Origin of the sequence: Plantactinospora sp. WMMB334 (assembly GCF_049179095.1) — a bacterium.
Taxonomy (GTDB): Bacteria; Actinomycetota; Actinomycetes; order Mycobacteriales; family Micromonosporaceae; genus Plantactinospora.
Genome location: NZ_JBMHME010000002.1, coordinates 4,314,324 through 4,340,969, shown reverse-complemented (window position 1 = coordinate 4,340,969; position 26,646 = coordinate 4,314,324). Strand labels below are relative to the sequence as shown.

Annotated in this window: 27 protein-coding genes and 1 pseudogene; 17 read left to right on the top strand and 11 right to left on the bottom strand. The window is 73.5% G+C overall.

What is annotated here, in order from left to right:
• The first annotated feature begins 28 nt into the window (after positions 1-28).
• Complete coding sequence (locus ACN27G_RS18605; RefSeq protein WP_421494066.1) at positions 29-1,189, top strand: phosphatase PAP2 family protein; 1,161 nt, start codon at positions 29-31, stop codon at positions 1,187-1,189.
• Here the strand turns inward: ACN27G_RS18605 and ACN27G_RS18600 are convergent.
• From ACN27G_RS18600 to ACN27G_RS18590, 3 genes are read right to left on the bottom strand one after another with little or no spacing between them, the layout of a single operon-like run.
• On the bottom strand, positions 1,173-2,591 hold the full coding sequence (locus tag ACN27G_RS18600) for a PH domain-containing protein (protein ID WP_421494065.1): 1,419 nt from the start codon (positions 2,589-2,591) through the stop codon (positions 1,173-1,175). The genes ACN27G_RS18605 and ACN27G_RS18600 overlap by 17 nt on opposite strands.
• Positions 2,588-3,217 (bottom strand): PH domain-containing protein, encoded by a 630-nt coding sequence (locus ACN27G_RS18595; RefSeq protein WP_421494064.1) that lies wholly within the window; start codon positions 3,215-3,217, stop codon positions 2,588-2,590. The genes ACN27G_RS18600 and ACN27G_RS18595 overlap by 4 nt, the downstream gene beginning before the upstream one ends.
• A complete protein-coding gene (locus ACN27G_RS18590; RefSeq protein WP_421494063.1) occupies positions 3,214-3,468 on the bottom strand; it encodes a hypothetical protein in 255 nt (84 codons plus the stop codon). The genes ACN27G_RS18595 and ACN27G_RS18590 overlap by 4 nt, the downstream gene beginning before the upstream one ends.
• Before the next feature lie 388 nt (positions 3,469-3,856).
• On the opposite strand from ACN27G_RS18590, the gene ACN27G_RS18585 reads away from it, so the two are divergent.
• From ACN27G_RS18585 to ACN27G_RS18570, 4 genes and pseudogenes are all read left to right on the top strand, one after another.
• On the top strand, positions 3,857-5,005 hold the full coding sequence (locus tag ACN27G_RS18585; protein ID WP_421494062.1) for an AAA family ATPase: 1,149 nt from the start codon (positions 3,857-3,859) through the stop codon (positions 5,003-5,005).
• Positions 5,002-6,033 (top strand): DUF58 domain-containing protein, encoded by a 1,032-nt coding sequence (locus ACN27G_RS18580; RefSeq protein ID WP_421497372.1) that lies wholly within the window; start codon positions 5,002-5,004, stop codon positions 6,031-6,033. Before ACN27G_RS18585 ends, ACN27G_RS18580 begins: the two co-directional genes overlap by 4 nt.
• Positions 6,030-6,980, top strand: a complete 951-nt coding sequence (locus tag ACN27G_RS18575) for a VWA domain-containing protein (protein WP_421494061.1) — start codon at positions 6,030-6,032, stop codon at positions 6,978-6,980. Before ACN27G_RS18580 ends, ACN27G_RS18575 begins: the two co-directional genes overlap by 4 nt.
• Before the next feature lie 47 nt (positions 6,981-7,027).
• Positions 7,028-7,345 (top strand): annotated as a pseudogene (locus ACN27G_RS18570) (IS701 family transposase); the annotation flags it as partial.
• Positions 7,346-7,354: 9 nt separating this feature from the next.
• On the opposite strand, the gene ACN27G_RS18565 reads toward ACN27G_RS18570, so the two are convergent.
• The 5 genes from ACN27G_RS18565 to ACN27G_RS18545 all read right to left on the bottom strand — a co-directional run bounded on the left by ACN27G_RS18565 (position 7,355) and on the right by ACN27G_RS18545 (position 12,950).
• Positions 7,355-7,795, bottom strand: coding sequence for a hypothetical protein (locus tag ACN27G_RS18565; RefSeq protein ID WP_421494060.1), 441 nt, complete (start codon positions 7,793-7,795; stop codon positions 7,355-7,357).
• A gap of 724 nt (positions 7,796-8,519) precedes the next feature.
• Positions 8,520-9,776: an acyltransferase family protein gene (locus ACN27G_RS18560; RefSeq protein ID WP_421494059.1), complete on the bottom strand. Its 1,257-nt coding sequence runs from the start codon at positions 9,774-9,776 to the stop codon at positions 8,520-8,522.
• Positions 9,773-10,690: an alpha/beta hydrolase gene (locus ACN27G_RS18555; protein WP_421494058.1), complete on the bottom strand. Its 918-nt coding sequence runs from the start codon at positions 10,688-10,690 to the stop codon at positions 9,773-9,775. The genes ACN27G_RS18560 and ACN27G_RS18555 overlap by 4 nt, the downstream gene beginning before the upstream one ends.
• A gap of 264 nt (positions 10,691-10,954) precedes the next feature.
• Entirely contained in the window at positions 10,955-11,626 is a 672-nt protein-coding gene (locus ACN27G_RS18550) for a response regulator (protein WP_421494057.1), read from the bottom strand.
• A 34-nt stretch (positions 11,627-11,660) separates the two neighbouring features.
• Positions 11,661-12,950: a sensor histidine kinase gene (locus tag ACN27G_RS18545; RefSeq protein ID WP_421494056.1), complete on the bottom strand. Its 1,290-nt coding sequence runs from the start codon at positions 12,948-12,950 to the stop codon at positions 11,661-11,663.
• 286 nt (positions 12,951-13,236) lie between these two features.
• Here ACN27G_RS18545 and fabG point away from each other — a divergent pair, with 286 nt between their 5' ends.
• The 4 genes from fabG (at position 13,237) to ACN27G_RS18525 (ending at position 16,889) form a co-directional block, all read left to right on the top strand.
• Entirely contained in the window at positions 13,237-13,941 is a 705-nt protein-coding gene (fabG, locus tag ACN27G_RS18540) for a 3-oxoacyl-ACP reductase FabG (protein WP_421494055.1), read from the top strand.
• 182 nt (positions 13,942-14,123) lie between these two features.
• Positions 14,124-14,897: an enoyl-ACP reductase FabI gene (gene fabI, locus ACN27G_RS18535; protein ID WP_421494054.1), complete on the top strand. Its 774-nt coding sequence runs from the start codon at positions 14,124-14,126 to the stop codon at positions 14,895-14,897.
• A 99-nt stretch (positions 14,898-14,996) separates the two neighbouring features.
• The gene (locus ACN27G_RS18530; protein ID WP_421494053.1) at positions 14,997-16,025 is read left to right on the top strand and encodes a ferrochelatase; all 1,029 of its coding nucleotides are present in this window, start codon (positions 14,997-14,999) and stop codon (positions 16,023-16,025) included.
• Between the two features lie 84 nt (positions 16,026-16,109).
• Positions 16,110-16,889 (top strand): HAD-IIA family hydrolase, encoded by a 780-nt coding sequence (locus ACN27G_RS18525; protein WP_421494052.1) that lies wholly within the window; start codon positions 16,110-16,112, stop codon positions 16,887-16,889.
• Between the two features lie 47 nt (positions 16,890-16,936).
• Here the strand turns inward: ACN27G_RS18525 and ACN27G_RS18520 are convergent, their stop codons facing one another.
• Positions 16,937-17,728, bottom strand: a complete 792-nt coding sequence (locus tag ACN27G_RS18520) for a hypothetical protein (protein WP_421494051.1) — start codon at positions 17,726-17,728, stop codon at positions 16,937-16,939.
• Positions 17,729-17,848: 120 nt separating this feature from the next.
• On the opposite strand from ACN27G_RS18520, the gene ACN27G_RS18515 reads away from it, so the two are divergent.
• Positions 17,849-18,658 (top strand): DUF3097 domain-containing protein, encoded by an 810-nt coding sequence (locus ACN27G_RS18515; RefSeq protein WP_421494050.1) that lies wholly within the window; start codon positions 17,849-17,851, stop codon positions 18,656-18,658.
• Positions 18,659-18,704: 46 nt separating this feature from the next.
• On the opposite strand, the gene ACN27G_RS18510 is transcribed toward ACN27G_RS18515, so the two are convergent.
• Complete coding sequence (locus tag ACN27G_RS18510) at positions 18,705-20,087, bottom strand: serine hydrolase domain-containing protein (RefSeq protein ID WP_421497371.1); 1,383 nt, start codon at positions 20,085-20,087, stop codon at positions 18,705-18,707.
• A 287-nt stretch (positions 20,088-20,374) separates the two neighbouring features.
• Here ACN27G_RS18510 and ACN27G_RS18505 point away from each other — a divergent pair, with 287 nt between their 5' ends.
• The 4 genes from ACN27G_RS18505 (at position 20,375) to ACN27G_RS18490 (ending at position 23,948) form a co-directional block, all read left to right on the top strand.
• Complete coding sequence (locus ACN27G_RS18505) at positions 20,375-20,845, top strand: NfeD family protein (protein WP_421494049.1); 471 nt, start codon at positions 20,375-20,377, stop codon at positions 20,843-20,845.
• 37 nt (positions 20,846-20,882) lie between these two features.
• Positions 20,883-22,001: an SPFH domain-containing protein gene (locus ACN27G_RS18500; protein WP_421494048.1), complete on the top strand. Its 1,119-nt coding sequence runs from the start codon at positions 20,883-20,885 to the stop codon at positions 21,999-22,001.
• Between the two features lie 177 nt (positions 22,002-22,178).
• Positions 22,179-23,126, top strand: coding sequence for a hypothetical protein (locus ACN27G_RS18495; RefSeq protein ID WP_421494047.1), 948 nt, complete (start codon positions 22,179-22,181; stop codon positions 23,124-23,126).
• Between the two features lie 177 nt (positions 23,127-23,303).
• Positions 23,304-23,948: a hypothetical protein gene (locus tag ACN27G_RS18490; RefSeq protein WP_421494046.1), complete on the top strand. Its 645-nt coding sequence runs from the start codon at positions 23,304-23,306 to the stop codon at positions 23,946-23,948.
• Positions 23,949-24,071: 123 nt separating this feature from the next.
• Here the strand turns inward: ACN27G_RS18490 and ACN27G_RS18485 are convergent, their stop codons facing one another.
• A complete protein-coding gene (locus tag ACN27G_RS18485; RefSeq protein ID WP_421494045.1) occupies positions 24,072-24,335 on the bottom strand; it encodes a flavin reductase in 264 nt (87 codons plus the stop codon).
• Between the two features lie 215 nt (positions 24,336-24,550).
• Here ACN27G_RS18485 and ACN27G_RS18480 point away from each other — a divergent pair, with 215 nt between their 5' ends.
• The 3 genes from ACN27G_RS18480 to ACN27G_RS18470 all read left to right on the top strand — a co-directional run bounded on the left by ACN27G_RS18480 (position 24,551) and on the right by ACN27G_RS18470 (position 26,639).
• Positions 24,551-25,351: a helix-turn-helix domain-containing protein gene (locus ACN27G_RS18480; RefSeq protein WP_421494044.1), complete on the top strand. Its 801-nt coding sequence runs from the start codon at positions 24,551-24,553 to the stop codon at positions 25,349-25,351.
• The gene (locus ACN27G_RS18475; RefSeq protein WP_421494043.1) at positions 25,342-25,530 is read left to right on the top strand and encodes a DUF397 domain-containing protein; all 189 of its coding nucleotides are present in this window, start codon (positions 25,342-25,344) and stop codon (positions 25,528-25,530) included. The genes ACN27G_RS18480 and ACN27G_RS18475 overlap by 10 nt, the downstream gene beginning before the upstream one ends.
• 257 nt (positions 25,531-25,787) lie before the next feature.
• On the top strand, positions 25,788-26,639 hold the full coding sequence (locus tag ACN27G_RS18470) for a TrmH family RNA methyltransferase (protein WP_421497370.1): 852 nt from the start codon (positions 25,788-25,790) through the stop codon (positions 26,637-26,639).
• The last annotated feature ends 7 nt before the right edge of the window (positions 26,640-26,646 follow it).

Genomic DNA, 26,646 nt, shown 5'->3' with positions numbered 1-26,646 from the left:
CGTACCGCCGCCGTTAACCTGGACAGCGATGCTCGTTACCGCCACCGACACCTCGCGCACACCACCGCCCGGCCCGCCCACCCCGGAGAGCCGGCGCCGCCGGGTCGTCGGCATGTCGATCTGGACGGTGGCCTTCGTCGCGGCATGGCTGCTGATCGGTCTCCCCACGGACCCGCTGTACGCCTTCGCCTGGCTCTGGGCCGCCACCGTTGCCTGGCGCAGCGACCGGCCCTGGCGGGCGCATCTCGGGTTCGCCCGGGACTGGCTGCCGGTCGTGGTGCTGCTGGCCCTCTACAACCTCTCCCGGGGGTTCGCGGACAACGGGGCGACGCCGCACGCCATGGAGCTGATCGTCGCCGACCGCTGGATGTTCGGCTGGGCGATGGACGGGCAGGTCCCGACCGTCTGGCTGCAACAGCACCTCTACGACCCGGACGGCATCCACTGGTGGGACGTGCTGGTCAGCTGGGTCTACTTCTCGCATTTCGTGGTCACCCTGGCCGCCGCGGTGGTGCTCTGGCTGCGTTCCCGGCGGCAGTGGGGAGCCTTCATGCGTCGCTGGGGCTTCCTCTGCGCCAGCGGCCTGGTCACCTACTTCATCTACCCGGCCGCTCCGCCCTGGTGGGCCGCGCAGTACGGGATGCTGGAGGAGGTCGCCCGGATCTCCACCCGGGGGTGGCGGGAGTTCGGCATGCACGGCGCCGGCAACCTGCTCAACGCCGGCCAGATCGCCGCCAACCCGGTCGCCGCGATGCCCTCGCTGCACACCGCCTGGGCCCTTTTCGTGGTGGTCTTCTTCCTCGGTGCGACCCGGCGACGCTGGTGGCCACTGCTGCTCTGCTACCCGCTGGCGATGACCTTCACCCTGGTCTACGCGGGCGAGCACTACGTGATCGACGTGCTGGTCGGTTGGGCGTACGTCGGACTGACCTTCCTGGTCGTCGGGCTCGCCGAACGCTGGTGGGCGGCCTGGCGGGCCCGCCGCCCGGAGCCCGACGCCGCCGCTGCTCCGGCGGGCACCCCCGACGGCGTCGCCGGTCCGGCCGGGACACCCGACGGAGCTGCCGGTTCGGCCGGGACTCCCGACAGCGCCGCTGGTCCGGCGGACCCTCCCGGCGGCCGGCCGGAGGGCGAGACGGGTCGGGAGCCGGATCCGGCTCCGCAGCGCCGGGTCAGCCTCGGCCGCTGACCCGGGCGGCCCGGGCCCGGGCGGTGAGCTCGGCCGCCAGCGCCCACGCCTCGTGCAGGTCGCGGTCCCGGGCGGCCGCGGCGGGTCCGCCGGCCGTGTCGGCGTAGACGGTGGCCAGCCGCAGCCGCCGCTGCACCGGACCCTGCACGACCCGCACGCTCTGGATCCGGGCGTACGGCACGACGAGGAGTTCCCGGGTCAGCAGCCCGGAGCGGACCGCGAAGACCCGCGCGGAGAGCCCGGCGCCGAGCGCGGTACGGGCCAACGGGTGCACCCAGCGGGCCCGGGCCGGTGGCGGGGTGAGGGCGCCGGTGATCGACACCCCGGGCAGCACCTCGGACATGACCATCTGTGCGGTCGCCACGTCGCCGACCGGCAGCAACCGGTCCGGGTGGCTCCGCTGGTCCAGCTCGGCGCTGGCGTACCCGGCGACCGAGAGCCGCATCCGCAGCCAGCCCTTCATCCGCCACAACAGCGGCCAGGTGACCCCGATCGCCTGCAACCGGTCCAGCGGGACGGTCTGGGCCCGGGTCTCCAGCAGGCCGTGCCGGACGCGCAGCGCGGACTCGTCGCGGGCCAGCCGGAAGTTCCAGTCGTCGAGCACCCGCCGGATCGGCTGGAGGATCACCCCGGCCATCGCGGTGAGGGTGCTCGCGACCGCGATGAACGACCACGAGCCCTCGGTGAAGAACTGGGTCAGCACGAACGCGACACCGAACGGCAGCAGGAATGCCTGCGGTGTGAGGAGCTGGCTGACCAGCAGGTCCTGGTTGGCGACCGCGTGCAGGTGCCGGCCGGGCGGCGGCGCGGCGACACCGGCCGCCCACGGTGCACCGGGCCGGCCCGGCACGGGCGCGTTGGGCTGGACCGGCCCGGCCGCACCGGGCTGACCGGGCGCGACCGGGCCGGGACCGGGCTCTCCGGTGAGGGTGCCGGGAGCCCCGGCCGGCGCCCGGCCGGCCAGCGCCAGCAGCCGGTCACGCAGGGACACCGCGTCGGCCACGGTGACGTACGCCAGCGGCGCCTCCGTCTTGCCGCCGCCGACCACCTCCAGGCGCAGCTCGGCGAGCCCGCTGAGCTGCGCCAGCAGCGGCCGGACCACCTCGACGGACTGCAACCGCTCCAGCGGGATGGCCCGGGTGCGCCGCCACAGCAGGCCCTCGTGGATCCGCAACTCCCGCCCGACCACGTGGTAGCCGGTGTTGTACCAACTGATCACGGAGAGCGCGAGCGCCCCGACCAGCAGCACCGCCACCAGCAGGGCGAAGAAGCCCGGCCCGACCCGGGACAGGGTCGACCAGGAGAGCGCGGCGACGATCACGGCCAGGGACTTGGCCCCGTGCAGCAGCGGGCTCAGCGGGTGCAGCCGCTTCCGTGGCTCGGTGACCTCTCCGGGCGTCACAGACCCTCCGCCCGATCCTCGCCGAGCGCGGTGAGCCGGTCACGCAGCCGGGACGCCTCGGCCGGGCGCAGCCCGGGGACCCGGGCGTCGCTCGCCGCGGCGGCGGTGTGCAGTTGCACGGTGGCCAGGTCGAAGGCGCGCTCCAGCGGTCCGGCGGTGACGTCGACGAACTGCATCCGGGCGTAGGGCACGATCGACAGCCGCCGCACCAGCAGGCCGTGCCGGACGAGCAGGTCGTTGTCGCGTTCGGCGTATCCCCAGGCCCGGACGGCACGGACGATCACCGTCAGCCGCCAGAGGGTCAACAGGACCACCACGCCGAGCGCGAGGCCGAAGAACCAGTGACCGGTGAGCGCGAGCCCCAGCCCGAGTCCGGCGAGGACGACCAGCACCCCGATGCCGAGTCGCAGCGCCTCGACCTTGATCAGATCCGAGGAGACCGGCTGCCAGTGTACGGTCTCCGGCCACGGCTCCAGCGGATCGGCCGGCCCGGTCGCCGCGCCGCCGGCCGGTGCCCCGCCGCCGGGCGCCGGCCGGGCGCCGGTTGGTGGCTGGGGGGTTGCCGGTGGGGCGCCGGTCGGTGGGTGGTCGCCGTGTCCGCTGCCGTCGCCGCCTCGCTCGCTCACGTGTCGAGCGTAGGCGATCCGTCGGCGGGTGTTACCTCGCGCAGGAACCCCCGCGCGCCGAGGAAGTCGCCGAGCGACCGTCGGTGCTCGGGACAGGCGAGCCACGTCTTGCGCCGCTCGGCGGTGTGCAGCCGGGGATTGTTCCAGTGCAGGGCCCAGGCGGCCGGCGCCCGGCAGCCGCGCGCCGAACAGATCCGGTGCGGACCGTCGACCGGCGGAGGGCCGCCGACGGTGGGGAACCCGTCGCTCACGGCGGCGAGTCTACGGCGGCGAGCCGACGGCGCCGGGCCCGCGGGGGCGGAGATCGCCCGGGGCGGGGGGACAGCGCCGGCTCGATTGGCGCTTCGCGTGCGGGGCGCACGGGTGGCCGCGTGTGCCGAGCGGGCCCGGGTAGATAGACCGCCGGGCGGCCACGGGGGGAGCCGCCCGGCGATCCGCTGCATCGTACCCGGAGAAAACCCCCCTATGTCTACCCGCCCTCGGCCGTTTCGCGGATTGCGGGTGACCAGATGGCCCGGCCGGTCGGCCGGGAGCGGCAAATCCCGTTCCGCTTCGCGGTCGATCAGCCGGACATGCGACGCTTGGGGTCGTCGGCTTCGCGCCGACCCGTTGATCCCGTGAACCTGCTGTGGAGGACCGGTGGCCCAGCCGACGACGCCCGACACCCCGAAGTCGCCCGAGCCGGGCGTCGCCGTCCCCGGCGGGGACAGTACCCCGGCCGAGGACGCCACCCTGCTCGAACGCGCGCTCTTCGAGGTCAAGCGGGTGATCGTCGGGCAGGACCGGATGGTGGAGCGGATGTTCGTCGCCCTGCTGGCCCGGGGACACTGTCTGCTCGAAGGGGTTCCGGGGGTGGCCAAGACCCTCGCGGTGGAGACCCTGGCCCGGGTGGTCGGCGGCACCTTCGCCCGGGTGCAGTTCACTCCGGACCTGGTCCCGGCCGACATCGTCGGCACCCGGATCTATCGACAGTCGAGCGAGAAGTTCGACGTCGAACTCGGGCCGGTCTTCGTGAACTTCCTCCTCGCCGACGAGATCAACCGGGCACCGGCCAAGGTGCAGTCGGCACTGCTCGAGGTGATGTCCGAGCAGCAGGTGTCGATCGGCGGCCAGACGCACCGGGTGCCGAACCCCTTCCTGGTGATGGCCACCCAGAACCCGATCGAGCAGGAGGGCGTCTATCCGCTTCCCGAGGCGCAGCGGGACCGCTTCCTGATGAAGATCCTCGTCGGATATCCCACCGACGCCGAAGAACGCGAGATCGTCTACCGGATGGGGGTCAGCCCTCCCGAGCCGGCATCGGTCTTCACCCCGCTGGAGCTCGTCGGGCTGCAACAGAAGGCCGACAAGGTGTTCGTGCACAACGCCCTGGTCGACTACGCGGTGCGGGTGGTGCTGGCCACCCGTGCGCCGGCCGAGCACGGCATGCCGGACGTGGCCCAGCTCATCCAGTACGGCGCCAGTCCGCGCGCCTCGCTGGGCATCGTCCGGGCGACCCGGGCACTCGCCCTGATGCGTGGCCGCGACTACGCGCTGCCGCAGGACGTGCAGGACATCGCCCCGGACATCCTGCGACACCGGCTGGTGCTCAGCTACGACGCGCTGGCCGACAACATCCCCGCCGACCACGTGGTCGACCGGGTGATGTCCACCATCCCGCTGCCGACGGTCGCCCCCCGGCAGAACGCCAGCCCGGCACCGCCGGCCGGTCCGGCACCGGGCCTCGCTCCCGGTCCCGCGCCCGGCGGCGCGGGCGGTCCGGCGTGGCCCGGGCACCCGCCGGCATGACGGCGGTGACCGACACCAACCCGGCCCGGGCCGAGGCCGTACTCTCCCGCCTGCAGCTGCTGGTCACCCGCAAACTCGACGGCCTGCTCCAGGGCGACTATCTCGGGCTGCTGCCCGGGCCGGGGACCGAGGCGGGGGAGTCCAGGGAATACCGCCCCGGCGACGACGTACGCCGGATGGACTGGCCGGTGACCGCCCGGACGACCGTGCCGCACGTGCGGCGTACGGTCGCCGACCGGGAGCTGGAGACCTGGCTGGCGGTGGACCTCTCGGCCAGCCTCGACTTCGGCACCGGCCGCTGGCTCAAGCGGGAACTCGTGATCGCGGCGGCGGCGGCCATCGCCCACCTGACCGTGCGGGGCGGCAACCGGATCGGCGCGGTGATCGGCACCGGCCCGTCCCGGGACGGCGGCGGGATCGGACCGGCCTCCGGCGGGCCGGGCCCGGTGGCGTTCGGTGGGCCGGGCCGGGCGGCGTTCGGCGGCCCTGGCCGGGCGGCGCTCGGTGGGCCGGAGGTGCTGCGGCTGCCGGCCCGGCCGGGCCGGAAGGAGGCGCAGGGACTGCTCCGGACCATCGCCGGCACGCCGATCCGCCCCGGCCGTACCGATCTCGGCCGGCTGGTGGACGCCCTCAACCGCCCGCCCCGGCGCCGGGGTATGGCCGTGGTGATCTCCGACTTTCTCGCCCCGCCCGAGCAGTGGGGCCGCCCGGTACGCAAGCTCGGGGTCCGGCACGAGGTGCTCGCCGTCGAGGTGCTGGACCCGCGCGAGTTGGAGCTGCCGGACGTCGGGGTGCTGCCCGTCGTCGACCCCGAGACCGGTGAACTGCACGAGGTGCAGACCGCCGATCCACGGCTGCGGCGCCGTTACGCCGAAGCGGCGGCCGCCCAACGCGCCGCCATCGCCCACGAGCTGCGCGCCGCCGGAGCCGCGCACCTGCGGCTGCGTACCGACTCCGACTGGCTGCTGGACATGGTGCGCTTCGTCGCGGCGCAGCGCCACGCCCGTACCGGAGGGACGACACGATGATCCGTTTTCTGCAACCGTGGTGGCTGCTCGCGGTGGTGCCGGTCCTGCTGCTCGCCGGGGCGTACGTCTGGCGGCAACTGCACCGCCGCACGTACGCGATGCGGTTCACCAACGTCGAACTGCTGCGCAGCCTCGCGCCGAAGGGGATCGGCTGGCGCCGGCACGCCGCCGCCGGAGTCTTCCTGCTCAGCCTCCTGGTCCTGGCCACCGGGATGGCCCGGCCCGCCGTGGACGTCAAACGGCCGCTGGAGCGGGCCACCATCATGCTGGCGATCGACGTGTCGCTGTCGATGGAGGCCAACGACGTGACGCCGAACCGGCTGGAGGCGGCGCAGGAGGCGGCCAAGCAGTTCGTCGGCGAGCTGCCGCCGAGCTACAACCTCGGACTTGTCGCCTTCGCCAAGTCCGCCAACGTGCTGGTGCCGCCGGGCAAGGACCGCCCGGCGATCATCCAGGCGATCGACGGTCTGGTGCTGGCCGAGGCGACCGCGACCGGTGAGGCGGTCTTCACCTGTCTGGAGGCGATCCGGTCGGTGCCGGCGGACGGCGCCCAGGGCATCCCGCCGGCCCGGATCGTGCTGCTCTCCGACGGCTACCGCACCTCGGGGCGCTCGATCGAGGAGGCGGGTGCGGCCGCTCAGGCGGCGAACGTGCCGGTCTCGACGATCGCGTTCGGCACGGACTCCGGCTCGGTCGACATCGGCGGCCAGCTACAGCGGGTGCCAGTCGACCGGCTCGCCCTGGCCGAACTCGCCGAGACGACCCAGGGCTTCTTCTACGAGGCGGCCTCGGTCAACGAGCTGAAGCAGGTGTACCAGGACATGGGCAGCTCGATCGGGTTCCGCACCGAGGCCCGGGAGATAACCCAGTGGTACGCCGGGATCGCGCTGCTCTTCGCGCTCTGCGCCGCCGGGCTGAGCCTGCTCTGGACGTCCCGGCTGGTGTGACGGCCCGCGCAGGTGTGACGGCCCGCGCAGGCCGAGGAAGGGTGTGGTTCCAGACCGGCAAAGGCCAGGTCGGCCTGGACCACTACCAGGTCCGCGGCTGGACCGGCTGGCACCGGTTCATCACCCTGGCCATGCTCGCCCTGGCCGTCCTGACCATCCTCGCCGCGCAGCAACCCGACACCGGCCCGGAGATCATCGCGTTGACCGTCGCCGAGATCCGCCGACTCCTCAACGCCTTCATCCTCACCCAACCACTCCCACCAGCGCACACCCTGCACTGGTCGATCTGGCGACGAACATCCCGAGCCCGAGCATCCCACTACCAGCGCAGACTCGACCACTCCACCAACCGAAAGATCAGGTGACGTGGAATGCTAAGTCGGCGACGAACCGCCGAGCCTGCGGAAGACCTCGCCGCAGACGTCGACGCAGTGCGCCAGCACCACGTCGGCGGTGAGTACCCCGGTCGTGGTGAACAGAAAGACCTCGCGGTCGACGCGTTCGACCGACTCGGTCCACGGCGCGGCCTTCAGCACCTGCTCGAAGACGTCAGTGCCGGGATGTGACAGGTCGAAGACGATGAGCATGCCGTCGTCGAAGCCAAGGGTCCACTCCCGGCCGTCTCTCGTGGCGACCGACAGATAGTCCGGCAGATCCTCCAGCACGGGGTCCTGCGGCAGGCGCGCGGCGGCCTCGGCAACTGCGGGGAGCCCGGCCAGAGCGTCGCCGGGGAAGACGTCCCAACCGTCGCTGCTGCGCTGCGGCTCGACACCGCGGACCGCGTAGGCAGGGCGGGAGCGCCGCAACCACCTCATGACTCCCACTATCGGGCAAGGGGGCCCGGTGGCGCCACCGGGCCCCACACGGAGTGGCGTCTCCCGAGCCCGAGCGCGACGATCCCACTACCAGCGCAGACTCGGCCACTCCACCAGCCGAAAGATCAAGTGACGTTGGAGTATTAGCTGGACCGTGTCCGGCCGCGCCGACGAAGCGACGGGCGCGGCGTCCCTCGGCGTGCCGGGCGGCCCTCACGGGGTCGCGCGGACCAGGATGAAGAGCACCACGACCCAGGCCGCGGCGAGGGTGAAGCCCAGCGGGGCGACGTAACGCTGCATGATTCTGCTCTCCGGGTGGCGACTGAGACGTCCCGGGCCGGCGCAGGGCCGGACGGGATGGGTCTTCGGGGATCAGCGGACGCGCACACGAAGTCGTGACCGGGCACTCCACGCGATCGGCTCGGCGACAGCCGTCGGCACGCACGACCGGGACCGGCACTGCCGGAGCGAGGCCGGAGTGGGGCCGGGGTGCGGTGTGGAGCGGGAACTGGGTCAGTCGGCGGGAGACGTCACGGCTCAGGCGGACTGACCAGAGGCCCGGCCACGACTGGGAGGATCGCTATCTCGCACAGCGATCACCTCCATCTGTCGACCGGACCTGGAACCTGAACCATCCTACACCGGGGCGGTGGAGCGGCCGCAGCCGGCGGTGTGGTGTCGACTGTCGGCCCGCCGACTCCGGCGCGGTCACCGGGGGCGGACGTCACGCGGGCTCCGGGTCGCTCCGGGCCCGCCGCCGTCCGCGTCCGAGCAGCACGGTCAGGACCAGAGCGAACACCGGGAGCCAGACCAGCCGGGCAGCGAGCCAGCCGGGTCCGTCCGGCGCCGTGTGCAGCCCGGGTACGGCACCGGCACCGGCCAGCCCGGTGGCGAGCGCGACCAGCGCGGTGACCCCGAGCAGGATGCTCTGGTGCCAGAGATAGACGCTGATCGCGACGCGGTTGAGCCGGCGTACCACCGCCCACCGGCGCGGCCGGGCCAGCGCGCCGGCCAGCACCGGTCGGACCAGCAACGCGGCGCCGACCTGGGCGGATGCCAGGCAGACCGCGAAGAGGGACGGCGGGTCGAGGTTGGACATTCCCTCCCCGGGCACCCCCACCGCACTGGTCGGATACCCGGCGAGTGCCAGGCCGGCCATGCCGGCGGCTCCGCCCAGGAGCAGCCCGACGGCGGTGGACCGGCCGCCGAGCCGACCACCGGCGAGCGCCATCCCGAGCAGGTACGGCAGCAGCCAGGCCGCCAGCACCGCCACCGGTACCCGCCACGCCCCGTCCCCGGGCAGCGGCACCGGCCAGTCCGACGGGTCGACGCCCCACCCGGCCAGGTCGCTCAGCGTGACCAACGTCACCACCAGCGCCGCCAGCCGGAGCGGTCCGTACCGGTGCAGTGCCCGGGCCAGTGGGCCGGTCGACGCGACCAGCGCCACCAACGGCAGTAGGAACCACAGTGGACTGACCACCAGCGTGACGGCGGTCCGCAGGGTGGCCGCCGGTGTGCCGAGCAGGGCGGCAGAGGTAAGCACCACCAGCCAGCCGCCGAGGAGCAACAGCACCGGCCGCCCCAGCCGGCCGAGGCGCCGACGCAGCCACCGGGCCGGGGTGAGACCGCGGGCGGTTGCCGAGCCGAGCGACCGGGCCGAGGCGTACCCGCTGACGAAGAAGAAGAGCCCGAGCGTCTGGAGGAGCCAGGTCGCCGGAGCGAGCGCCGGCATGGCGGCCAGCGGACTCGCCGTGCGCAACGCGCCGTCCGCGCCGAGGACCAGGGCGGTGACCAGCCAGTGTCCGACGACGACACCACCGATCGCGTACGCCCGCAGCCCGTCGATACCCCGGTCCCGCCCGTCGGTCTCCCGCCGCTGCCCGCCGGTCGCCCGGTCCCGGTCGTCCGGGGACGGGCTGCCCGTACCGCGGTCCGGCCGGCCCGGCGCGCTGCCGGCGCGCCTCCGGCCGAGGATGCTCATCGGGCGCCCCCCGCCGACCCGCCCGTTGCCGTTCGGGTCGCGCCGAGCGTGACCTGGGCCGTCGCGTGCAGCGTCGTGCTGCCCGGCGCCAGGTAGCCGTCGTGCCCGGTCACCCCGTCGACCGGAAGCGGCCGGGCCCCGAACGCCGGCGCGGCCGGCCGGATGCCGTGCCCGAAGCCGAAGAGCCGCACCGGAGGCAGCCGTCGGATCCAGTCGTCCGGGGCCTCGGCGGCCCAGACCCGTGCGCCGGTGTGCAGTCCGGCAACCCGGTCGACGCCCATCCCGATGCCGGCCAGCGCCACCAGATCGGTCACCTGGGCGGGCAACGCGGGCGCGGCCAGCCCGACCACCAGCGCGCCGTAGCTGTGCCCGATCAGCGTCATCGTCGCGTCGGGACGGTGCCGGGCCAGCGTCCGGGCAAGTTCGACCAGGGCGACCGCGCCGGCCTGTGCGGTCTCCGCGCGGGCGGCCGCCCGGCCCAGCCCGTCCGGCGGGTCGTAGCCGAGCCAGGCCAGCACCGCGACGTGCGCACCGGGGCGGGCGGCGTGGATCTCCCGGTGGAGGGCCCGGGCCTGGACGGCGGGGGCGCGTCGGCGTACCCCGCCCAGCCCGGAGTCGAAGTCCCGCAGCGTGCTGTCCACTCCGGGCACCAGTACGGCGATCCGGTCGGCGGTGCGGAGATCGCCGAGCACCTCGACGGCGAGCCCGTCACCGCGCGGATCGAAGGCGAGGAAGGTGCGGCCGGCGGCGACCCAGTGGGCGTACGGGTTCCCGGCCGCGCGCATCGCCGCCGCCACCGCCGGGTACGCCTCGACGAACCCGGCCGGCGCCACCGCCGTCCCGCCCGACGCGGCGGGTGGTGGCACCACCAACCCCAGCGCGAGCAGTCCCGCCACCGCACCCCGTGTCGTCACCGCAGCCCGTGTCGTCACCGCAGCCCGTGTCGTCACCGTGCCCCGCATCGTCGGCCGCCGGCCCATCCCCATCTCCCTCCGCTCAGCTACGAGCCGAGGATGCTCGGCGGGAGGGGGCCGGCGCGTCACGCCACGGAACGGCTTCCGGCGACCTACCCCGGTACTACCCGGGCTACCCACGTACGAGTGCGGCGGCGCTACGAGTGCGGCGGCGCGCCGTTCCGACGGTGGCGCCCCGGCGGCGGATCGCGACGGCGCCGACGCCTACCGGTGGTCGCCGGCGGTGACCAGGCCGGACTCGTACGCGACCACCACCGCCTGGGCCCGGTCGCGCAGGTCGAGCTTGCCGAGGATCCGCCCGACGTGGGTCTTCACGGTCTGCTCGGCGACCACCAGCTCCTCGGCGATCTCGCTGTTGGAGCGGCCCCGCGCGATGAGCCGCAGCACCTCGGTCTCCCGGGGCGTGAGCCCGGCCAGGCTGGTGGGCCGGGGGCGGTCCCGGCCGGGTCGGGCGGCGAACTCGGCGATCAGCCGGCGGGTCACGGCCGGGGCCAGCAGCGCGTCGCCGGCCGCCACGACCCGTACCGCGTGCACCAGGTCGGCGGCGGGGGCGTCCTTGAGCAGGAAGCCGCTGGCTCCGGCCCGGAGTGCGTCGTAGACGTAGTCGTCGAGGTCGAACGTGGTCAGGATGAGCACCCGGGGGCGGTCGGAATCCCGCCGGTCGCCGAGGAGCTGCCGGGTGGCGGCCAGCCCGTCCAGCACCGGCATCCGGACATCCATCAGCACCACGTCCGGGTCCAGCCGCCGGGCCGCGGCGACCGCCTCCTGCCCGTCGGCCGCGTCCCCGACCACCAGCAGGTCGGGCTGGGCCGCCAGCAGCGCCCCGAACCCCTGCCGGACCATCGCCTGGTCGTCGGCGATCAGCACCCGGATCATCCGGCCACACCTCCGTACCGTCGGCCCCGGATCGTCATCCGGCCGCCTCCGCCGGTCCGTCGTAGGGGAGGTAGGCGGTCACCGCGTACCCCTGGTCGCTTGTCGGTCCGGCGCGGAGCCGGCCGCCGAGCAGCCGGGCCCGCTCCCGCATCCCGGTCAGGCCGTGCCCGGCCGGAGCGGCGGCCTCCGCCCGCCTGCCAGGGCCGGGCCTGCCCGCCGGGTCGTTCCAGACGCCGATCCTCAGGGCCTGCTCGTCCGCGTCCACCGACACCCGCACCGCCGTGCCGGGGGCGTGCCGCGCCGCGTTGGCCAGGGCCTCCTGGACGATCCGGTACGCCGCCAGCCCGACCGCCTCGGGCACGGCCCGGCCGGCTGCCGGCTCCGGACCGGCCGCCACCGTCACCGCCATGCCCGCCCGGCGGGCCGCCTCCACCAGCTCCGGCACGTCGGCCAGGCCCGGCTGCGGCGCGGTCTCCGGGGCGGCGGCCGCCTCGCTGCGCAGCACGCCGAGCAGCCGGCGCATGTCGGCCAGCGCCTCCCGGGCCGAGCCGGCGATCGCGGTGAACTCGGCGCGGGCCGGCTCGGACAGCTCGGCCAGCCGGTAGGGGGCGGTCTCCGCCTGCACGGCGATCATCGACATGTGGTGCGCGACGACGTCGTGCATCTCCCGGGCTATCCGGGTGCGTTCCTCCAGCACGGCGCGCCGGGCCTGCTCCAGCTCGCTCCGTTCGGCCTGCTCGGCCAGGGCCCGCTGGCTCTGCCGGCGCCGGCGTACCTGATCGCCGACGAGCACGACCGCGGTGAAGAGGATGGCGACGCCGTGCGCGTTCGCCGCCGTCGGCACGAACAGGTACGCCGGCACCACGCTGAGCAGCCCCGCCCAGGCAGCGATCCCCAGCGTGGTCCGGCCGGCCAGCAGCAGCAGGACGAAGAGGAAGGCGACAATCTGCACCGGGCTCCACGGCCACGCCTCGTCCGGCCGCGCGTCGAGCACGCCCAGGTAGAGCAGGGGGTAGCCGACCCGCCAGGCGAGCAGGGGGCGGAACGGGGCCAGCACGGCCGGCAGGCTCCCGGCGATGCCGAGGACGATCGCCACCGGTGTGGCCAGATCCCGGACGTCCGTCAGGTGCTGTACGCCGGCGATGGTCAGGCCGATCGTCGCGAAGACCAGCACCGGCGTCAGGAGCGGCCGGATCCGGTGCCACCGCCGCCGCCACCGGCCGGGCGGTCCGACCGGCGGGGACGGCGGGTAGTCCGCGCCGACCAGCAGCCGGCGCAGGTCGTCCAGTGCGCCGCGCAGCGTGCCGGCCGGGCCGATCTCCATCAGGGGCAGGGTACGGCGTCCGGGGGGCAGCGGTCGTGCCCCTGCGGGACGATCCGTCGCGGCCGGCCGGTAGTACCGGGGTAGCAGTCGAGGGGTACCCGGGTAGCACGCCGCGCCCGGTCGCGCCGGGGGCGCACGCGGCACCCGGGTTACGGATTACCTGCCGGTAGCGCCTAGTCTCCAACCGCACGTCAACGCGCTGCCGACCGGCGGATCCACCCGGGCGGGAGGCCCCGACCGCGCAGCAGACCGCATAGCATCCGTACCGTCCGTGAGGAGGACACCCGTGGCCCGAACCGTGCTGGTGACCGGAGGCAACCGGGGCATCGGCCTGGCCATCGCGCAGACCTTCGCCAAGCAGGGCGACCGGGTCGCGGTCACCCACCGGGGCAGCAGCCCACCCGCCGACCTCTTCGGCGTACGGTGTGACGTCACCGACAGCGCCCAGGTCGACGCGGCCTTCTCGGCGGTCGAGGCGGAGCTGGGCCCGGTCGAGGTGCTGGTGGCCAACGCCGGCATGACCGACGACACGCTGCTGCTGCGGATGTCCGAGGAACAGTTCACCGGCGTCCTCGACGCCAACCTGACCGGCGCCTGGCGGTGCGCCAAGCGGGCCTCCGCCAAGATGCTCCGGGCCCGGTGGGGCCGCATGATCTTCATCTCCTCGGTGGTCGGGCTGAGTGGCGGCGCCGGCCAGGTGAACTACGCGGCGAGCAAGGCCGGTCTGGTCGGGGTGGCCCGGTCGATCACCCGGGAGCTGGGCGGCCGGAACATCACCGCCAACGTCGTCGCGCCCGGGTTCATCGATACCGACATGACGGCCGTGCTCTCCGAGGAGCGCAGGGCGGAAATCGCCAAGTCCATCCCGGCCGGCCGGATGGCCGGCCCGGACGAGGTCGCCGGGGTGGTGGCCTGGCTCGCCTCCGACGCCGCCGGCTACGTCTCCGGTGCGGTCATCCCGGTCGACGGCGGCCTCGGCATGGGGCACTGACCGCCCCCGCGTGGGGCACCGACCGCCCCCGCGTGGGGCACCGACCGCCCCCGCGTGGGGCACCGACCGGCCTCGGCATGGGGCACCGACTGGCACAATCGCCCAGGCGCCGTCGGTCGGCCGGGACGGACCCGGGACCGGCCACGGGACGCGGGGACCACGAGGCAACGGAGGATCTGCACGTGTCTGGACTGCTGGCCGGCAAGCGGCTGCTCGTCACCGGTGTCATCACCGACCAGTCGATCGCGTTCTCGGTGGCGAAGCTCGCCCAGGAGAACGGCGCGACCGTGGTACTGACCGGCTTCGGCCGGATGTCCCTGGTCGAGCGGATCGCGAAGCGGCTGCCGCAGCCCGCGCCGGTGATCGAGCTCGACGTCACCGACCCCGCGCACCTGGCGAGCCTGGCGGACCGGGTACGCGAGCACGTCGACGGGCTGGACGGGGTGGTCCACTCGATCGCCTTCGCCCCGCAGAGCTGTCTCGGCGGCGGGTTCCTGGACGCGCCCTGGGAGGACGTGGCGACCGCGGTCCAGGTCTCGACGTACTCCTACAAGTCGCTCGCGGTCGCCGCGCTGCCGCTGATGAGCCCGGGCGGCGCGGTGGTCGGGCTCACCTTCGACGCCACCAAGGCCTGGCCGGTGTACGACTGGATGGGGGTGGCCAAGGCCGGTCTGGAGTCCGCCTCCCGCTACCTGGCGCTGCACCTGGGCCCGAAGGGGATCCGCAGCAACCTGGTCTCGGCCGGGCCGCTGCGCACCATGGCGGCGAGGTCGATCCCCGGCTTCCAGCAGTTCGAGGACGCCTGGGCCGAGCGGGCGCCGCTGGGCTGGGTGCTGACCGACCAGGAGCCGGCCGCGCGGGCCTGCCTGGCGCTGCTCTCCGACTGGTTCCCGGCGACCACCGGCGAGATCGTGCACGTCGACGGCGGCTACCACGCCCTCGGCGCCGCGATGTAGTGCAAGGAAGGGCCCCTTCTTATCGCTTTTTGTATAGGAAGGGCCCCCGCCAATCAGGGCCCCCGGCAAGCACCTCGGAGCGGCGGGGAGAATGGTGGCATGTCGTACGACGCCGTGGTGCTGATCTCGTTCGGCGGGCCGGAACGGCCCGACGACGTCCTGCCCTTCCTCACCAACGTCACCCGGGGGCGGAACGTGCCGCCGGACCGGCTGGCCGAGGTCGCCGAGCACTACCAGCACTTCGGCGGCGTCTCACCGATCAACCAGCAGTGCCGCGACCTGCTCGCCGCGATCCGGGCGGACTTCGCCGCCCACGACCTCGACCTGCCGGTGTACTGGGGCAACCGGAACTGGCACCCCCTGCTGGCCGACACGGTGAGTCAGCTGCGCGACGACGGGATCCGGTCCGCGCTCGGCTTCGTGACCAGCGCCTACGGCGGCTACTCGTCCTGCCGGCAGTATCTGGAGGACATCGCGACCGCCCGGGCGGCGGTGGGGCCGGACGCGCCGCGGATCGACAAGCTGCGGCAGTACTGGGACCATCCCGGCTTCGTCGAGCCGCACGCGGACGCGGTCGCCAGCGCGCTGGCCACCCTCGACCCCGGCCGGCGGGACAGCACCCGGTTGGTCTTCACCGCCCACTCGGTCCCGGTCTCGATGGCCGCCTCCGCCGGTCCGTCGGGCGGCCGGTACGAGGCACAGCTCCGCGAGACCGCCGCGCTGGTGGCCGAGCGGGCGGCGCCCGGCCTCCCCTACGACCTGGTCTGGCAGAGCCGGTCCGGCCCGCCGCAGGTGCCGTGGCTGGAGCCGGACGTCAACGACCACCTGCGGGCGCTGCCGGCCGAGGGGGTGACCTCGGTGGTGGTCAGCCCGATCGGTTTCGTCTCCGACCACCTGGAGGTGGTCTGGGACCTCGACACCGAGGCGGCGGCGACCGCCAAGCAGCTCGGTCTCGACTTCGTCCGGGCCGCCACCCCCGGCACCGATCCACGGTTCGTGGCGATGGTCCGGGAACTCGTGACGGAGCGGCTTAACCCGGTGGACACGGCCCCGCGACGCCGGCTGGGTACGCTGCCCGCCTGGGACACCTGTCCGGCCGGCTGCTGCCAGCCGGTCCGGCGCCCCTGACCGGTAACATCCGGCGTCCCCGGTCATCCACAGGAGAGCTATGAGCGAGAACACCCCGCTCGCCGCCCGGCCCGGAGGCCCGGCGTGAGCGACAGGAAGCCGGTGGAGAGCTGGCTCACCGACATGGACGGGGTACTGGTGCACGAGGGGCAGCCGGTGCCGGGCGCGCCCGATTTCGTCCGCGCGCTGCGCACCTCCGGCAAGCCGTTCCTGATCCTCACCAACAACTCCATCTACACCGCCCGCGACCTCCAGGCCCGGCTGAACCGGATGGGCTTCGACGTCCCCGAACACGCGATCTGGACCGCGGCGCTGGCCACCGCCCAGTTCCTGGCCGACCAGCGCCCCGGCGGCACGGCGTACGTGATCGGCGAGGCCGGGCTGACCACCGCGATGCACGCCGTCGGGTACGTGCTGACCGACTTCGCCCCCGACTACGTGGTGCTGGGCGAGACCCGGACCTACAGCTTCGAGGCGATCACCAAGGCGGTCCGGCTGATCGACGGCGGGGCCCGGTTCATCTGCACCAACCCGGATCCGACCGGCCCTTCCACCGAGGGCGCGCTGCCGGCCGCCGGCTCGGTCGCGGCGATGATATCGAAGGCGACCGGGGTGGAGCCGTACTTCGTCGGCAAACCCAATCCGATGATGATGCGCTCGGCGCTGAACACCATCGACGCGCACTCCGAGACGACCGCGATGATCGGCGACCGGATGGACACCGACATCCTCTGCGGGCTGGAGGCCGGGTTACAGACCGTGCTGGTGCTCACCGGGATCAGCACCCGGGCCGAGGCCGAGCGCTACCCGTACCTGCCGTCCCGGATCGTCTCCTCGGTCGCCGACCTGATCGACGAGATCTGATTCCACCCGGCAACGGTCCCGTCGGACCGGGACCGGGCCCGGGGCGCTCAGGCGGAGAGCGGGGCGTTGCAGGCGGCCACGACCGCCCGGCGGCAGGCGGCGGTGAGCGGGCGGAGCGCGGCGTCGCGCTGCTGGGCCTCGTATCCGTTGACCGAACCGCCGGGCGCGACGTGCTCCGCCAGCGCGAGCACCTGGTCGAGCACGCTGGCCCGGGCGAAGAGCCGCCGGGAGCGCGGGTCGAAGCCGGGCGGCAGGTCCATCCCACTGTCGGGCCGGCGCAGCGCCGCGAGCGCCCCGGCCAGCTCCGGGCGCCACTGCGCGACGTCGAGCCGGGTCAGCGCCGCGGTCGCCTCCGCCAGGGAGACCGCGAGTTCGGCCTCGGCCTCGGCCGCACACGGGCCGGCCAGCGAGGCGGCCGGTGCACTCTCCGGCAGCGGATGGACCCGCCACAGCACCGTCTCGAACGTCACGCCGGACCCGCTGGTGTGCGTGCGCACCTCGGGGATCACGCCCAGCCCCCGGGCCACCACCGCCTCACCGGCGAGCAGGGCCGCCGAGGCGAACGGGCCGGGGCCGGGCAGCCCGCGCGGGTCGCCCGGGGCGGGCAGCACCAGCCGGATCTCGTCGGGCGAGAGCTTGGAGAAGGCGGAGAGCGCGTCCCGCAGCGGAACGTCGGTCCAGGCGCCCGGGGCGTCGGCGACGAGGTGTTCCTCACCGGCGGCGATCTCGTCGGCGATCTCGTCGTACGGCACCAGCCCGGCACGCCAGGCGCGTACCCAGGCCACGAAGCGGCTGGACCGGCGCGCCACGAGAGTTGCCGCGCCCGTTGCGGGGGACATGCGGTTAGGGTACGTGCTTCCCGCGCCGGCTGTCTCGGTGCCGGCCCGTGGCGCGTCAACGTGACAGCCGGCGGCGCGTCAACGTCGGGCGGCCGGCCGGTGGCGGCTAGCGTCGCCACCATGGGGAGACGATACGGCGACGACGTGCTCGCCGGGGACTGGCGGCGGCGCAGGGTCGTACCCGAGGTGGCGGCCGAGCCCGACCTGGTGGTGGAGGACGCCGATTCGGGGTTCTGCGGCGCGGTGGTGGGTTTCGAGTCCGGCGCGGTGGTGCTGGAGGACCGGCACGGACGGCGGCGCAACTTCCCGCTGCTGCCGGCGGCGTTCCTGCTCGACGGCGAGCCGGTGACGCTGCGCCGGCCGGCGCCCTCGGCCGCGCCGGCACCGCGTCGGCGGACCGCCTCCGGCTCGGTCGCGGTGGCCGGAGTACGCGCCCAGGTGGCCAAGGCCAGCAGGATCTGGGTCGAGGGCGTGCACGACGCCGCGCTTGTGGAGCGGATCTGGGGCGACGACCTGCGGGTCGAGGGCGTGGTGGTGGAGCCGCTGGACGGCATCGACGCGCTCGCCGAGCGGGTCCGCGAGTTCGGCCCCGGCCCGGGACGGCGGTTGGGTGTGCTCGTCGACCACTTGGTGCCCGGCTCGAAGGAGAGCCGGATCGTCGCGGCGGTCAGCTCGCCGGACGTGCTGGTCACCGGCCATCCGTACGTCGACGTGTGGCAGGCCGTGAAGCCGGCGGCGCTCGGCATCCGGCAGTGGCCGGTGGTGCCGCCGGGACAGTCGTGGAAGGAGGGTGTCTGCGCGGCTCTCGGGGTCGCCGAGCCGGCCGGGATGTGGCGACGGATCCTCTCCCGGGTCGACAGTTTCCACGACGTCGAGACGCCCCTGATCAACGCGATGGAGCGCCTGATCGACTTCGTCACCGCGCCCTGACCCGGGCTGCGCGGTCGTGCCCTGACCCGGGCTGCGCGGCCCGGGATCAGTCGAGGCGGTCCGGGTCCCGGGTGAAGACGAAGGTGGCGATGTCGAGTGCGATGACAGCACCGGCCCGGTCGCGGCGGACCGAGAGGATCTCGCCGTCGTTCCAGCCGGACCGGCCCTGCCAGCGGCCGGCGGCGTCCCGGCCGAAGCGGGAGGCGGGGACGGGGCCGAGCGGTAGCTGGCTGATCACCAGCTCCTCGGCCGTCGGCTCCCACGCCACCTCGAACTCCCGGCCCATCCACCACCACCGGCCGGTCAGCTCGGCGATCTCCCCGGTCGGCACGACGGTCGCCGGTCGCCAGGGCCGGACCGGCACGGGTTCGGCGTCGAGCACCGTACTGAGCACCTGCCGGCCGAGCATCGGGAGGGAGCCGCTGCGCAGCCCGTACGCGTTGGCGAATCCGACCACGCCGGTGCCGGAGGCGCGGTGCACCGAGAGCGTCGCCACGTAGCCGGGCATCGAGCCGCCGTGCCCGGTGTAGACCCGGTCACCGGCCCGGTGCAGTTCCAGGCCGAGCCCGTAGCCGGCGGTCCAGGAGTCCAGATCCGCCATCGCCACCGGTACGCACATCTCGGCGAGTGTGCCCGGCGCGAGGATCTCCGGATCGGGGTCGGCGAGGAAGCCGGCCCAGCGTGCCAGGTCGGTCAGGCTGGCCCAGAGCTGCCCGGCCGGGGCCATCGCCCCGGTGTCGGTACGCGGCTCCTCGCGCAGCGTGCCGTGCCAGGGATGCACGACGTAGCCGCGGGCGAACGGTTCCGCCGGCTGGTAGGAGGTGCGGGTCATGCCCAGCGGATCGAGCAGGCGGGACCGGACGAGTTTCCACCACGACTCCCCGGTGCACCGTTCCAGCACCGCCCCGAGCAGCCCGTACGCCAGATTGGAGTAATGGAAGGTGCGGTGCGGCGGGAAGGCCCGTTTGGCACCGGTCAGGCCGGCCAGCAGGGTCGCCAGGTCGGCGCCGGCGGACCGCTCCCACCACTCGCCGTCCGGCTCGCGTTGCAGTCCGGCGGCGTGGCCGAGCAGTTCGCGCACCCGGAGCGCGCCGAGCGGGGTGCCGGGCAGGTGCCGCTCCAGCGGGTCGTCGAGGTCGAGCAGCCCGTCATCGCGCTGGCGCAGCAGGAGGACGGCGGTCATGGTCTTGGTGATCGAACCGATCCGGTACTGCGTGTCCGGCTCGGGTGCCGGGGTCTCGCCGGCGGCGGCGACGTGGACGAGCCCGCCGGCTGCGGCGTCCCGTCCGCTCCCGGCACCGCTGGTGCCGGCCGGGGCCCGGAGCACCCCGAGGATCAGCGAGGGAGCCCGGCCCACGGCCTGGGCCCGGGCGACGAGCGCGTCGACCCGGCGGGCGGTCTCCGGCGGCAGGCCGGTCTGCGGCGGCAGCGGGGCCAAGGGTGCCTCCTCGAACGTCGGGTACGGGAACCGGACTGGACGATCCGAACCTGACCGGATTATCCGAACCGAACCGACCGGGACGGAACCGGACCCCGGCCGGACGGAACCGGACCCCGGCCGGGCGGAACCTATCCCCGGCTGGGCGGAACCGTACCCCGGTCATGGCGGAACCGGGCCCCGGTCGGGCGGGGACCGATCGCCCCCACTCGATGCGAGATCTTATGCGCGTCGATCGTGGGTCGCCGACATGTGCGTACCCGTGCCAGGATCGAAGGGTGGAGCCGCTCCTGTGGATCGTATTGGGCGTCGTGCTGGTGATCGCCGAGATCTTCACGACGACGCTCTTCCTCGTCATGTTCGGGGTCGGGGCGTTCGCCGCCGCCGGTGCCGCCGCGCTCGGCGCTCCGTTCGCCGTCCAGGCGATCGTCTTCGCTGCGGTCTCGGCGCTCACCGTGGCGTTCGCCCGGCCGACCATCCAGCGGCACCGGGCGGCGGAGTTGACCGGTGACGAGCAGCCCTTCGGGGTGCACGCCATCACCGGCAGCAGCGCCCTGGTGCTGGAGCAGGTCGACGCCGACCGCGGTGTGGTCAAGATCGACGGGGAGATCTGGACCGCCCGCTCCTACGACGCCACCCAGGTGATCCCGAGCGGTGCGCGGGTGCGGGTGATCGAGGTCAAGGGCGTGACGGCTCTGGTGTGGCAGGACGAGTTCACAATTGATGAGCAACCAGATACAGACAGATAAAACCAGATAAAGACAGATAAAAAGAGGTGAGCTCGACGTGGATACGGTGATCGGTCTGCTGTTGGCCGCCGTGGCACTGATCACGGTGGTCACCCTGGTGCGCGCGGTGCGGATCGTGCCGCAGCAGCGGGAGGACGTGGTCGAGCGGCTCGGCCGGTACAAGCGCACCCTCAACCCCGGGCTCAACCTCCTGGTGCCCTTCATCGACGCGGTACGGACCAAGGTCGACATGCGGGAGCAGGTGGTCAGCTTCCCGCCCCAGCCGGTGATCACCTCGGACAACCTGGTCGTCTCGATCGACACGGTGCTCTATTTCAAGGTCGTCGACTCGGTGAAGGCCACCTACGAGATCTCCAACTTCCTTCAGGCCATCGAGCAGTTGACCGTCACCACCCTGCGGAACGTCATCGGCTCGCTCGACCTGGAGCGGGCGCTGACCAGCCGTGAGGAGATCAACCGGCACCTCTCCGGCGTGCTTGACGAGACCACCGGACGCTGGGGCATCAAGGTGACCCGGGTGGAGATCAAGGCGATCGAGCCGCCGCCGAGCATCCGCGACTCGATGGAGAAGCAGATGCGCGCCGAGCGGGACCGCCGGGCCGCCATCCTCAACGCGGAGGGGCACAAGCAGTCGCAGATCCTCTCCGCCGAGGGCGAGAAGCAGGCGGCGGTGCTCCGCGCCGACGGTGACCGGCAGGCCCGGATTCTCCAGGCGGAGGGTCAGGCGAAGGCGATCCGTACCGTCTTCGACGCCATCCACCAGGCCAACCCGAGCCAGAAGGTGCTGGCCTACCAATACCTCCAGGCGCTGCCGCAGATCGCCAACGGGCAGGCGAACAAGGTCTGGATCGTGCCGGCCGAGATGACCAAGGCACTCGAGGGGCTCGGTGGCGCGCTCGGCGGGCTGGGCCGGATGGTCGGCGACGAGCCACACGCCGCGGTCGACTCCGGCGCCGTGGAACGCGAGGCGGCCGAGGCGGCCGAGGCGGCCGCCGCGGCGGCCCAGGAGGTCAACGCGGAGGTACGCGCCGCGGAGGCGCAGGTGACCTCCCGGCCCGCCGCTGCCCCGCAGGGGCTGCCCGCGCCCGAACCGGTCCCGCCGGCCGACCTGCTGAACGACTCTACTGTGGACCGGCAGCAGCCGGAGCGCGGCTGACGACCGTGCCGGCCGGGGCCGCGCCCGGCCGGCACGGCATATTCCAGCAAAGCATCCGCGTGACCCCCCGACACCTGACACGATCGGTCTAGCGACGGGCGGTGACCAGGAGCGGGGCGTCGACGGGGTACGCGTCCGCGCCCGCCCGTGCAGCACGTGGAGCTGAGGTGACGGCGCGTGATCCACCCCTCGAAACCGGAAGAACACCCCTCGAATCCCCCCGCGAATCCCGAGCCCGACGTCCGGCCGGCAACGCGACAGACAGCCACGGAGCGGGCGCCCGGCGTCCCGAGCCGGACAGTCACCCCTGCTCCCGCCTCTGGCCCCGTCGCCGGCAACGCCGCCGACCCGGTCTCCGGACGGTGGCCGTACGGCGGCTTCGCCCGGCTGCCGTTCGTGGTGGAACGCGCCGCGACAGCACCGGCAAGCGACGCGAGCTGGGCCTGGTCGATGCGCCGGCTCGCCCGGCTCGCCGTCTGGTCGCTGCCCGGTTATGCCATTGTGTACGGTTCGGTGACGTTGGTCGGCGCCGGTGACGTGCCGTTCCGCACCCAGCAGCGCCCGGCGCACCTGCTCGGCTGGGTCGGCGCGCTCTGGCTCGGCCTCCTCGCCCTGATGGCACTCGCCAGCCTGCTGATCACTACCCGGTCCCGCGTTACCGGCATGGCGGGCCTGCTGGTGGCGGTCGCCGGGACGATGCTGGTGCTGCCGTTCGGTGGGTTGCCCGAGGCCACGGCCGCGTTCGGTCGGGCCGGTCAGGTCATCGCGGTCGGCGGAGCCGTGCTCCACTCCGTCGGTTGGTGGCTGACCGGCCTGGCGCTGTACCGGTCCGGGGTGTTCAGCCAGTCCGACGGCGTTCTGCTGATGATCGCGGCGCCGCTGCTCGGGGTCGGCGGGATGCTGGCCTCGGCGTTGCACAGCCTCGGCGCGATGGTCGCGCTCGCCGCCGGCATCGGGATCGTCTGGCGGGCCCGGCACCTGGTGCCGGCGGTCCGCCGGGCCACGCTGACCCGGCCGAGCAGCGCCGGTGCGGTGGCCGCGAAGGTTTCGGGTGGCGGCGCAGCCGGCGTCGTGCCGGCGGCGGGCGGGCTCGGCCCGGCGACGACCGGGCCCACCCCGTCCTGACCGGACCTCTTCGGTCGGGTCACCGTCGGGCAGCTCGCTCCGCCGCTGGCGGTGCTCGTGGGCGTCCGGGGGCCGAAGGTCCTGGTGAGTGCGGAAGATCGACCCTGCCGTCCGGCCGGCCGGCGAAGCCACGATGTTCGTGTCGATATTCGGGCTGCCGACCTCTTGGAGCATCGCGTGAAGCGCAGGACATTGGACCTTCTGTTCAGCATCGGTGGGCTTGGCCTTGCAGCCCTGCTGCTTGTCATCGGGATCGTCTTGACCTCGAACGCCAACTTCGCCAACAACTACGTGCGCGACCAACTCGGCGCGCAGAACATCACCTTCACCCCGGCGGACCAGCTTGGCGACGAGGAGAAGCAGGTCGAGTGCCTCGTGGAGAACGCGGGGCAGGAGCTCACCACCGGCAAGCAGGCGGAGTGCTACGCCAACGAGTACATCGGGTTGCACCTGAAGAACATGGCCGGTGGGCGGACCTACGCCGACCTGGGTGAGCCGCAGACGCAGCTGCGCGAGCAGGTTGCTGCGGCGCAGCAGGCGAACGACCCGGCGCTGGCCGACCTGCAGGCGCAGCTCGCCGAGGTCACCGCCCAGCGGGACACCGTGTTCAAGGGCGAGACCCTGCGCGGTCTGCTGCTGACCTCCTACGGCTTCAGTGAGATGGGAGCCAAGGCCGGCCAGGCCGCATTGGCCATGTACCTCGGCGCCGCACTGCTGTTCCTGCTCTCGATCGCCGGTCTGGTCCACGCCTTCCGGACGCCGCCCAGCGAGGCGTTCGCCGCGCCCGCGCCCGCGCCGGAGCGGGTCGACGCCGTCGCCTGACCGACGACGAGGCCGACGGCTACGACCATCAACCGCTACGACCGCCAACCGCATCTCGTCGTCCGTATTCGGTGCGGGGCCCTGACGCCGGTCAGGGCCCCGCACCTCGGGTTGGGGCAATGCTCACTCAGGTTCCGTCACCCCTCGCCTGGCCCAGGTGATGAAGCGCGCGGTGAGGTCGACCGGGTGGTTCGGGTTGAGCTGAAGGAGCTGTTCACGAGCTTCCAGCAGCTGACCGCCGAGATAGCGCAGCAGCGCGGTGACGTCGTCCTCGTACTCCTTCAGCAGCGCCAGGCGGGCGGGCTGGCACGGCCACTCGGCGGCGCAGTTCCGACAGCGCCAGAGCGGGCGCATCGGCTCGTGCGGAACGGTGCGGTGAGCCGTCATGGCCAACTCCCGTCGAGAGCTTTGGATGGGGGCCGCCCCGGGTACGGGGAAGGACCCGGACGGCCCCCTCGGCAGGAGCCCGGTTCGGCCCTCTCCGGCACGAAACGAGCCCGCATGGGTGACAGTCTGCTGATGTCGCCACTACTGTCGGAAGGCGTTCGTGCTGCTCGGTCCAGGGGCGCAGCAGTTTTCCGCCGATGTGCAGAGGTGTACAGATGGATCACCCGCCCATGTTGGAGCTTTTCGCCGGAGAGCTCCGCCGGCTGCGTACGGCCGCCGGTCTCTCCCAGGAGGCGCTGGGGGAGCGGATCAGGTATTCGGCCTCCCTGGTGGCCGGCGTCGAGCAGTGCCGGCGACCGCCCCGGGAGGAGTTCACGCTCCGCTGTGACGACGCCCTGGGCACGGACGGGCTGCTCGGGCGGATCCGGGCGGCGGTCCTCAGGGAGAGCCTGATGCCCTGGTTCCGGGAGTGGGTGACGATCGAACAGGAGGCGGTCGCGCTCTGCTCGTTCGAGCCGATGGTCCTGCCCGGGTTGCTCCAGACCGAGGCGTACGCGCGAGCGCTGCACGAGGGGGCAAGTCAGCTCGTAGGCGACGCGATGGAACAGCAGGTGGCCGCCCGGCTGGCCCGGCAGGAGATCCTGCGCCGGGAGACGCCGCCGCAGCTCGTCGCGGTGCTCGACTACACCGCGCTGGAGCGCCCCGTCGGTGGCCCGCAGGTGATGCGGGAGCAGTTGCGCTACCTGCTGGAGGTGGCGGCCCGGCCCAGGGTCCACCTGCACGTCGTGCCGAAGGGGGTCGGGGCGTACCCGGGCCTGAACGGGGCCTTCGTGATCGCCACTCCGCCGGAGGGCGGCGACCTGGCCTATCTGGACAACCAGTTGCACGGCACGATCGTGGAGCGGACCGCGGACGTACACTCGGTGCGGCAGACCTGGGAGTCTGTGCGAGCCGAGGCGATGCCCCACGGGGCCACCCTCACGTTGATCTCGGAGGCGGCGAAGTCATGGAGCTGACCGGCGCGACCTGGCGGAAGAGCACCCGCAGCAGTGGCAACTCGGGCAACTGCGTGGAGGTGGCCAGCAACCTGCCGGGCGTGGTCGGCGTCCGGGACAGCAAGGACGCGGACGGACCGGCGCTCACCTTCGACCCGCCGGCATGGCGCGCCTTCGTGACCTTCGCCAAGCGTCACTGACCAGGCAGGTCGACGGTCCCACCGGAAACGCTGTCGTACCCGGCCGTGAGGCTTCCGGGTCATGGCCATCCGCTCTGATCCACCGCGTCGGAGGCGGCGGCGCGGAGGCGGCGGCGCGTGGCCGGCAGCGGGTCAGCGCGGAGTGGGACGAGCCCTCGACGAGATCCGCGGTGGTCACTCGATAGCGCTCGGTGCTGGGGCTGGGGCTGGGGCTGGGGCTGGGCCGAGAGCCAAGGGCCGGATCACGACCAGGAAGAATCGGCGGCGTGTCCGACCTACCGATCGCCGTTTCCGTTGCCGAGATCACCGATCCGGACGATCCGCGGATCGCCGACTACCGGGCGCTGACCGACATCGAGCTGCGTACCCGGTGGGAGCCGCCGAACGGGCTCTTCATCGCCGAGGGTGAGCTCGTGCTCCGCCGGGCGCTCCGGGCCGGCTACCGGCCGCGCTCCTTCCTCGTCGACGAGAAGCGTCTCGACCAGCTCGGCGACCTGGCAACCGGCGGCGCACCCGTCTACGCCGCACGTCCGGCCGTGCTGGAGCGGGCCACCGGCTTCCACGTACACCGGGGTGTCCTCGCGTCGTTCCACCGCCGCCCGCTGCCGGCCGTGCCGGAGGTGCTCCGCGACGCCCGCCGGGTGGTGGTGCTGGAGGATGTCAACAACCACACCAACCTCGGGGCGATCTTCCGGGGCGCCGCCGCGCTCGGGGTCGACGCCGTGCTCCTCTCGCCGACCTGTGCCGACCCGCTCTACCGGCGCAGCGTCCGGGTCAGCATGGGCGAGGTCTTCGCGGTGCCGTACGCGAAGTTCGACCGCTGGCCGGCCGGGCTGGCCGAGGTCCGCGCGGCCGGGTTCGCGCTGCTGGCGCTGACGCCGGCCCCGGACGCGGTGCCGCTGCAACGGCTCACCCCGGGGCAGCGGCAGCGGGCCGCGCTGCTGCTCGGGGCCGAGGGCGCCGGTCTCACCCCCGCCGCCCAGGCCGTCAGCGACACCCGGGTGGTCATCCCGATGCGCCGGGGTGTCGACTCGCTCAACGTGGCGGCGGCGGCCGCCGTGGCCCTCTGGGAACTGGCCCGCGACGACCCACCGCAGCCGGTCGAATGACCGGGTA

Coding starts and splice junctions, on each gene's coding strand:
- ACN27G_RS18605 (WP_421494066.1), top strand. CDS start 29: ATGCTCGTTACCGCCACCGACACCTCGCGCACACCACCGCCCGGCCCG.
- ACN27G_RS18580 (WP_421497372.1), top strand. CDS start 5,002: ATGACGGCGGTGACCGACACCAACCCGGCCCGGGCCGAGGCCGTACTC.
- ACN27G_RS18575 (WP_421494061.1), top strand. CDS start 6,030: ATGATCCGTTTTCTGCAACCGTGGTGGCTGCTCGCGGTGGTGCCGGTC.
- ACN27G_RS18565 (WP_421494060.1), bottom strand. CDS start 7,795: ATGAGGTGGTTGCGGCGCTCCCGCCCTGCCTACGCGGTCCGCGGTGTC.
- ACN27G_RS18560 (WP_421494059.1), bottom strand. CDS start 9,776: ATGAGCATCCTCGGCCGGAGGCGCGCCGGCAGCGCGCCGGGCCGGCCG.
- ACN27G_RS18550 (WP_421494057.1), bottom strand. CDS start 11,626: ATGATCCGGGTGCTGATCGCCGACGACCAGGCGATGGTCCGGCAGGGG.
- ACN27G_RS18545 (WP_421494056.1), bottom strand. CDS start 12,950: ATGGAGATCGGCCCGGCCGGCACGCTGCGCGGCGCACTGGACGACCTG.
- ACN27G_RS18530 (WP_421494053.1), top strand. CDS start 14,997: ATGTCGTACGACGCCGTGGTGCTGATCTCGTTCGGCGGGCCGGAACGG.
- ACN27G_RS18520 (WP_421494051.1), bottom strand. CDS start 17,728: ATGTCCCCCGCAACGGGCGCGGCAACTCTCGTGGCGCGCCGGTCCAGC.
- ACN27G_RS18515 (WP_421494050.1), top strand. CDS start 17,849: ATGGGGAGACGATACGGCGACGACGTGCTCGCCGGGGACTGGCGGCGG.
- ACN27G_RS18485 (WP_421494045.1), bottom strand. CDS start 24,335: ATGACGGCTCACCGCACCGTTCCGCACGAGCCGATGCGCCCGCTCTGG.
- ACN27G_RS18480 (WP_421494044.1), top strand. CDS start 24,551: ATGGATCACCCGCCCATGTTGGAGCTTTTCGCCGGAGAGCTCCGCCGG.
- ACN27G_RS18475 (WP_421494043.1), top strand. CDS start 25,342: ATGGAGCTGACCGGCGCGACCTGGCGGAAGAGCACCCGCAGCAGTGGC.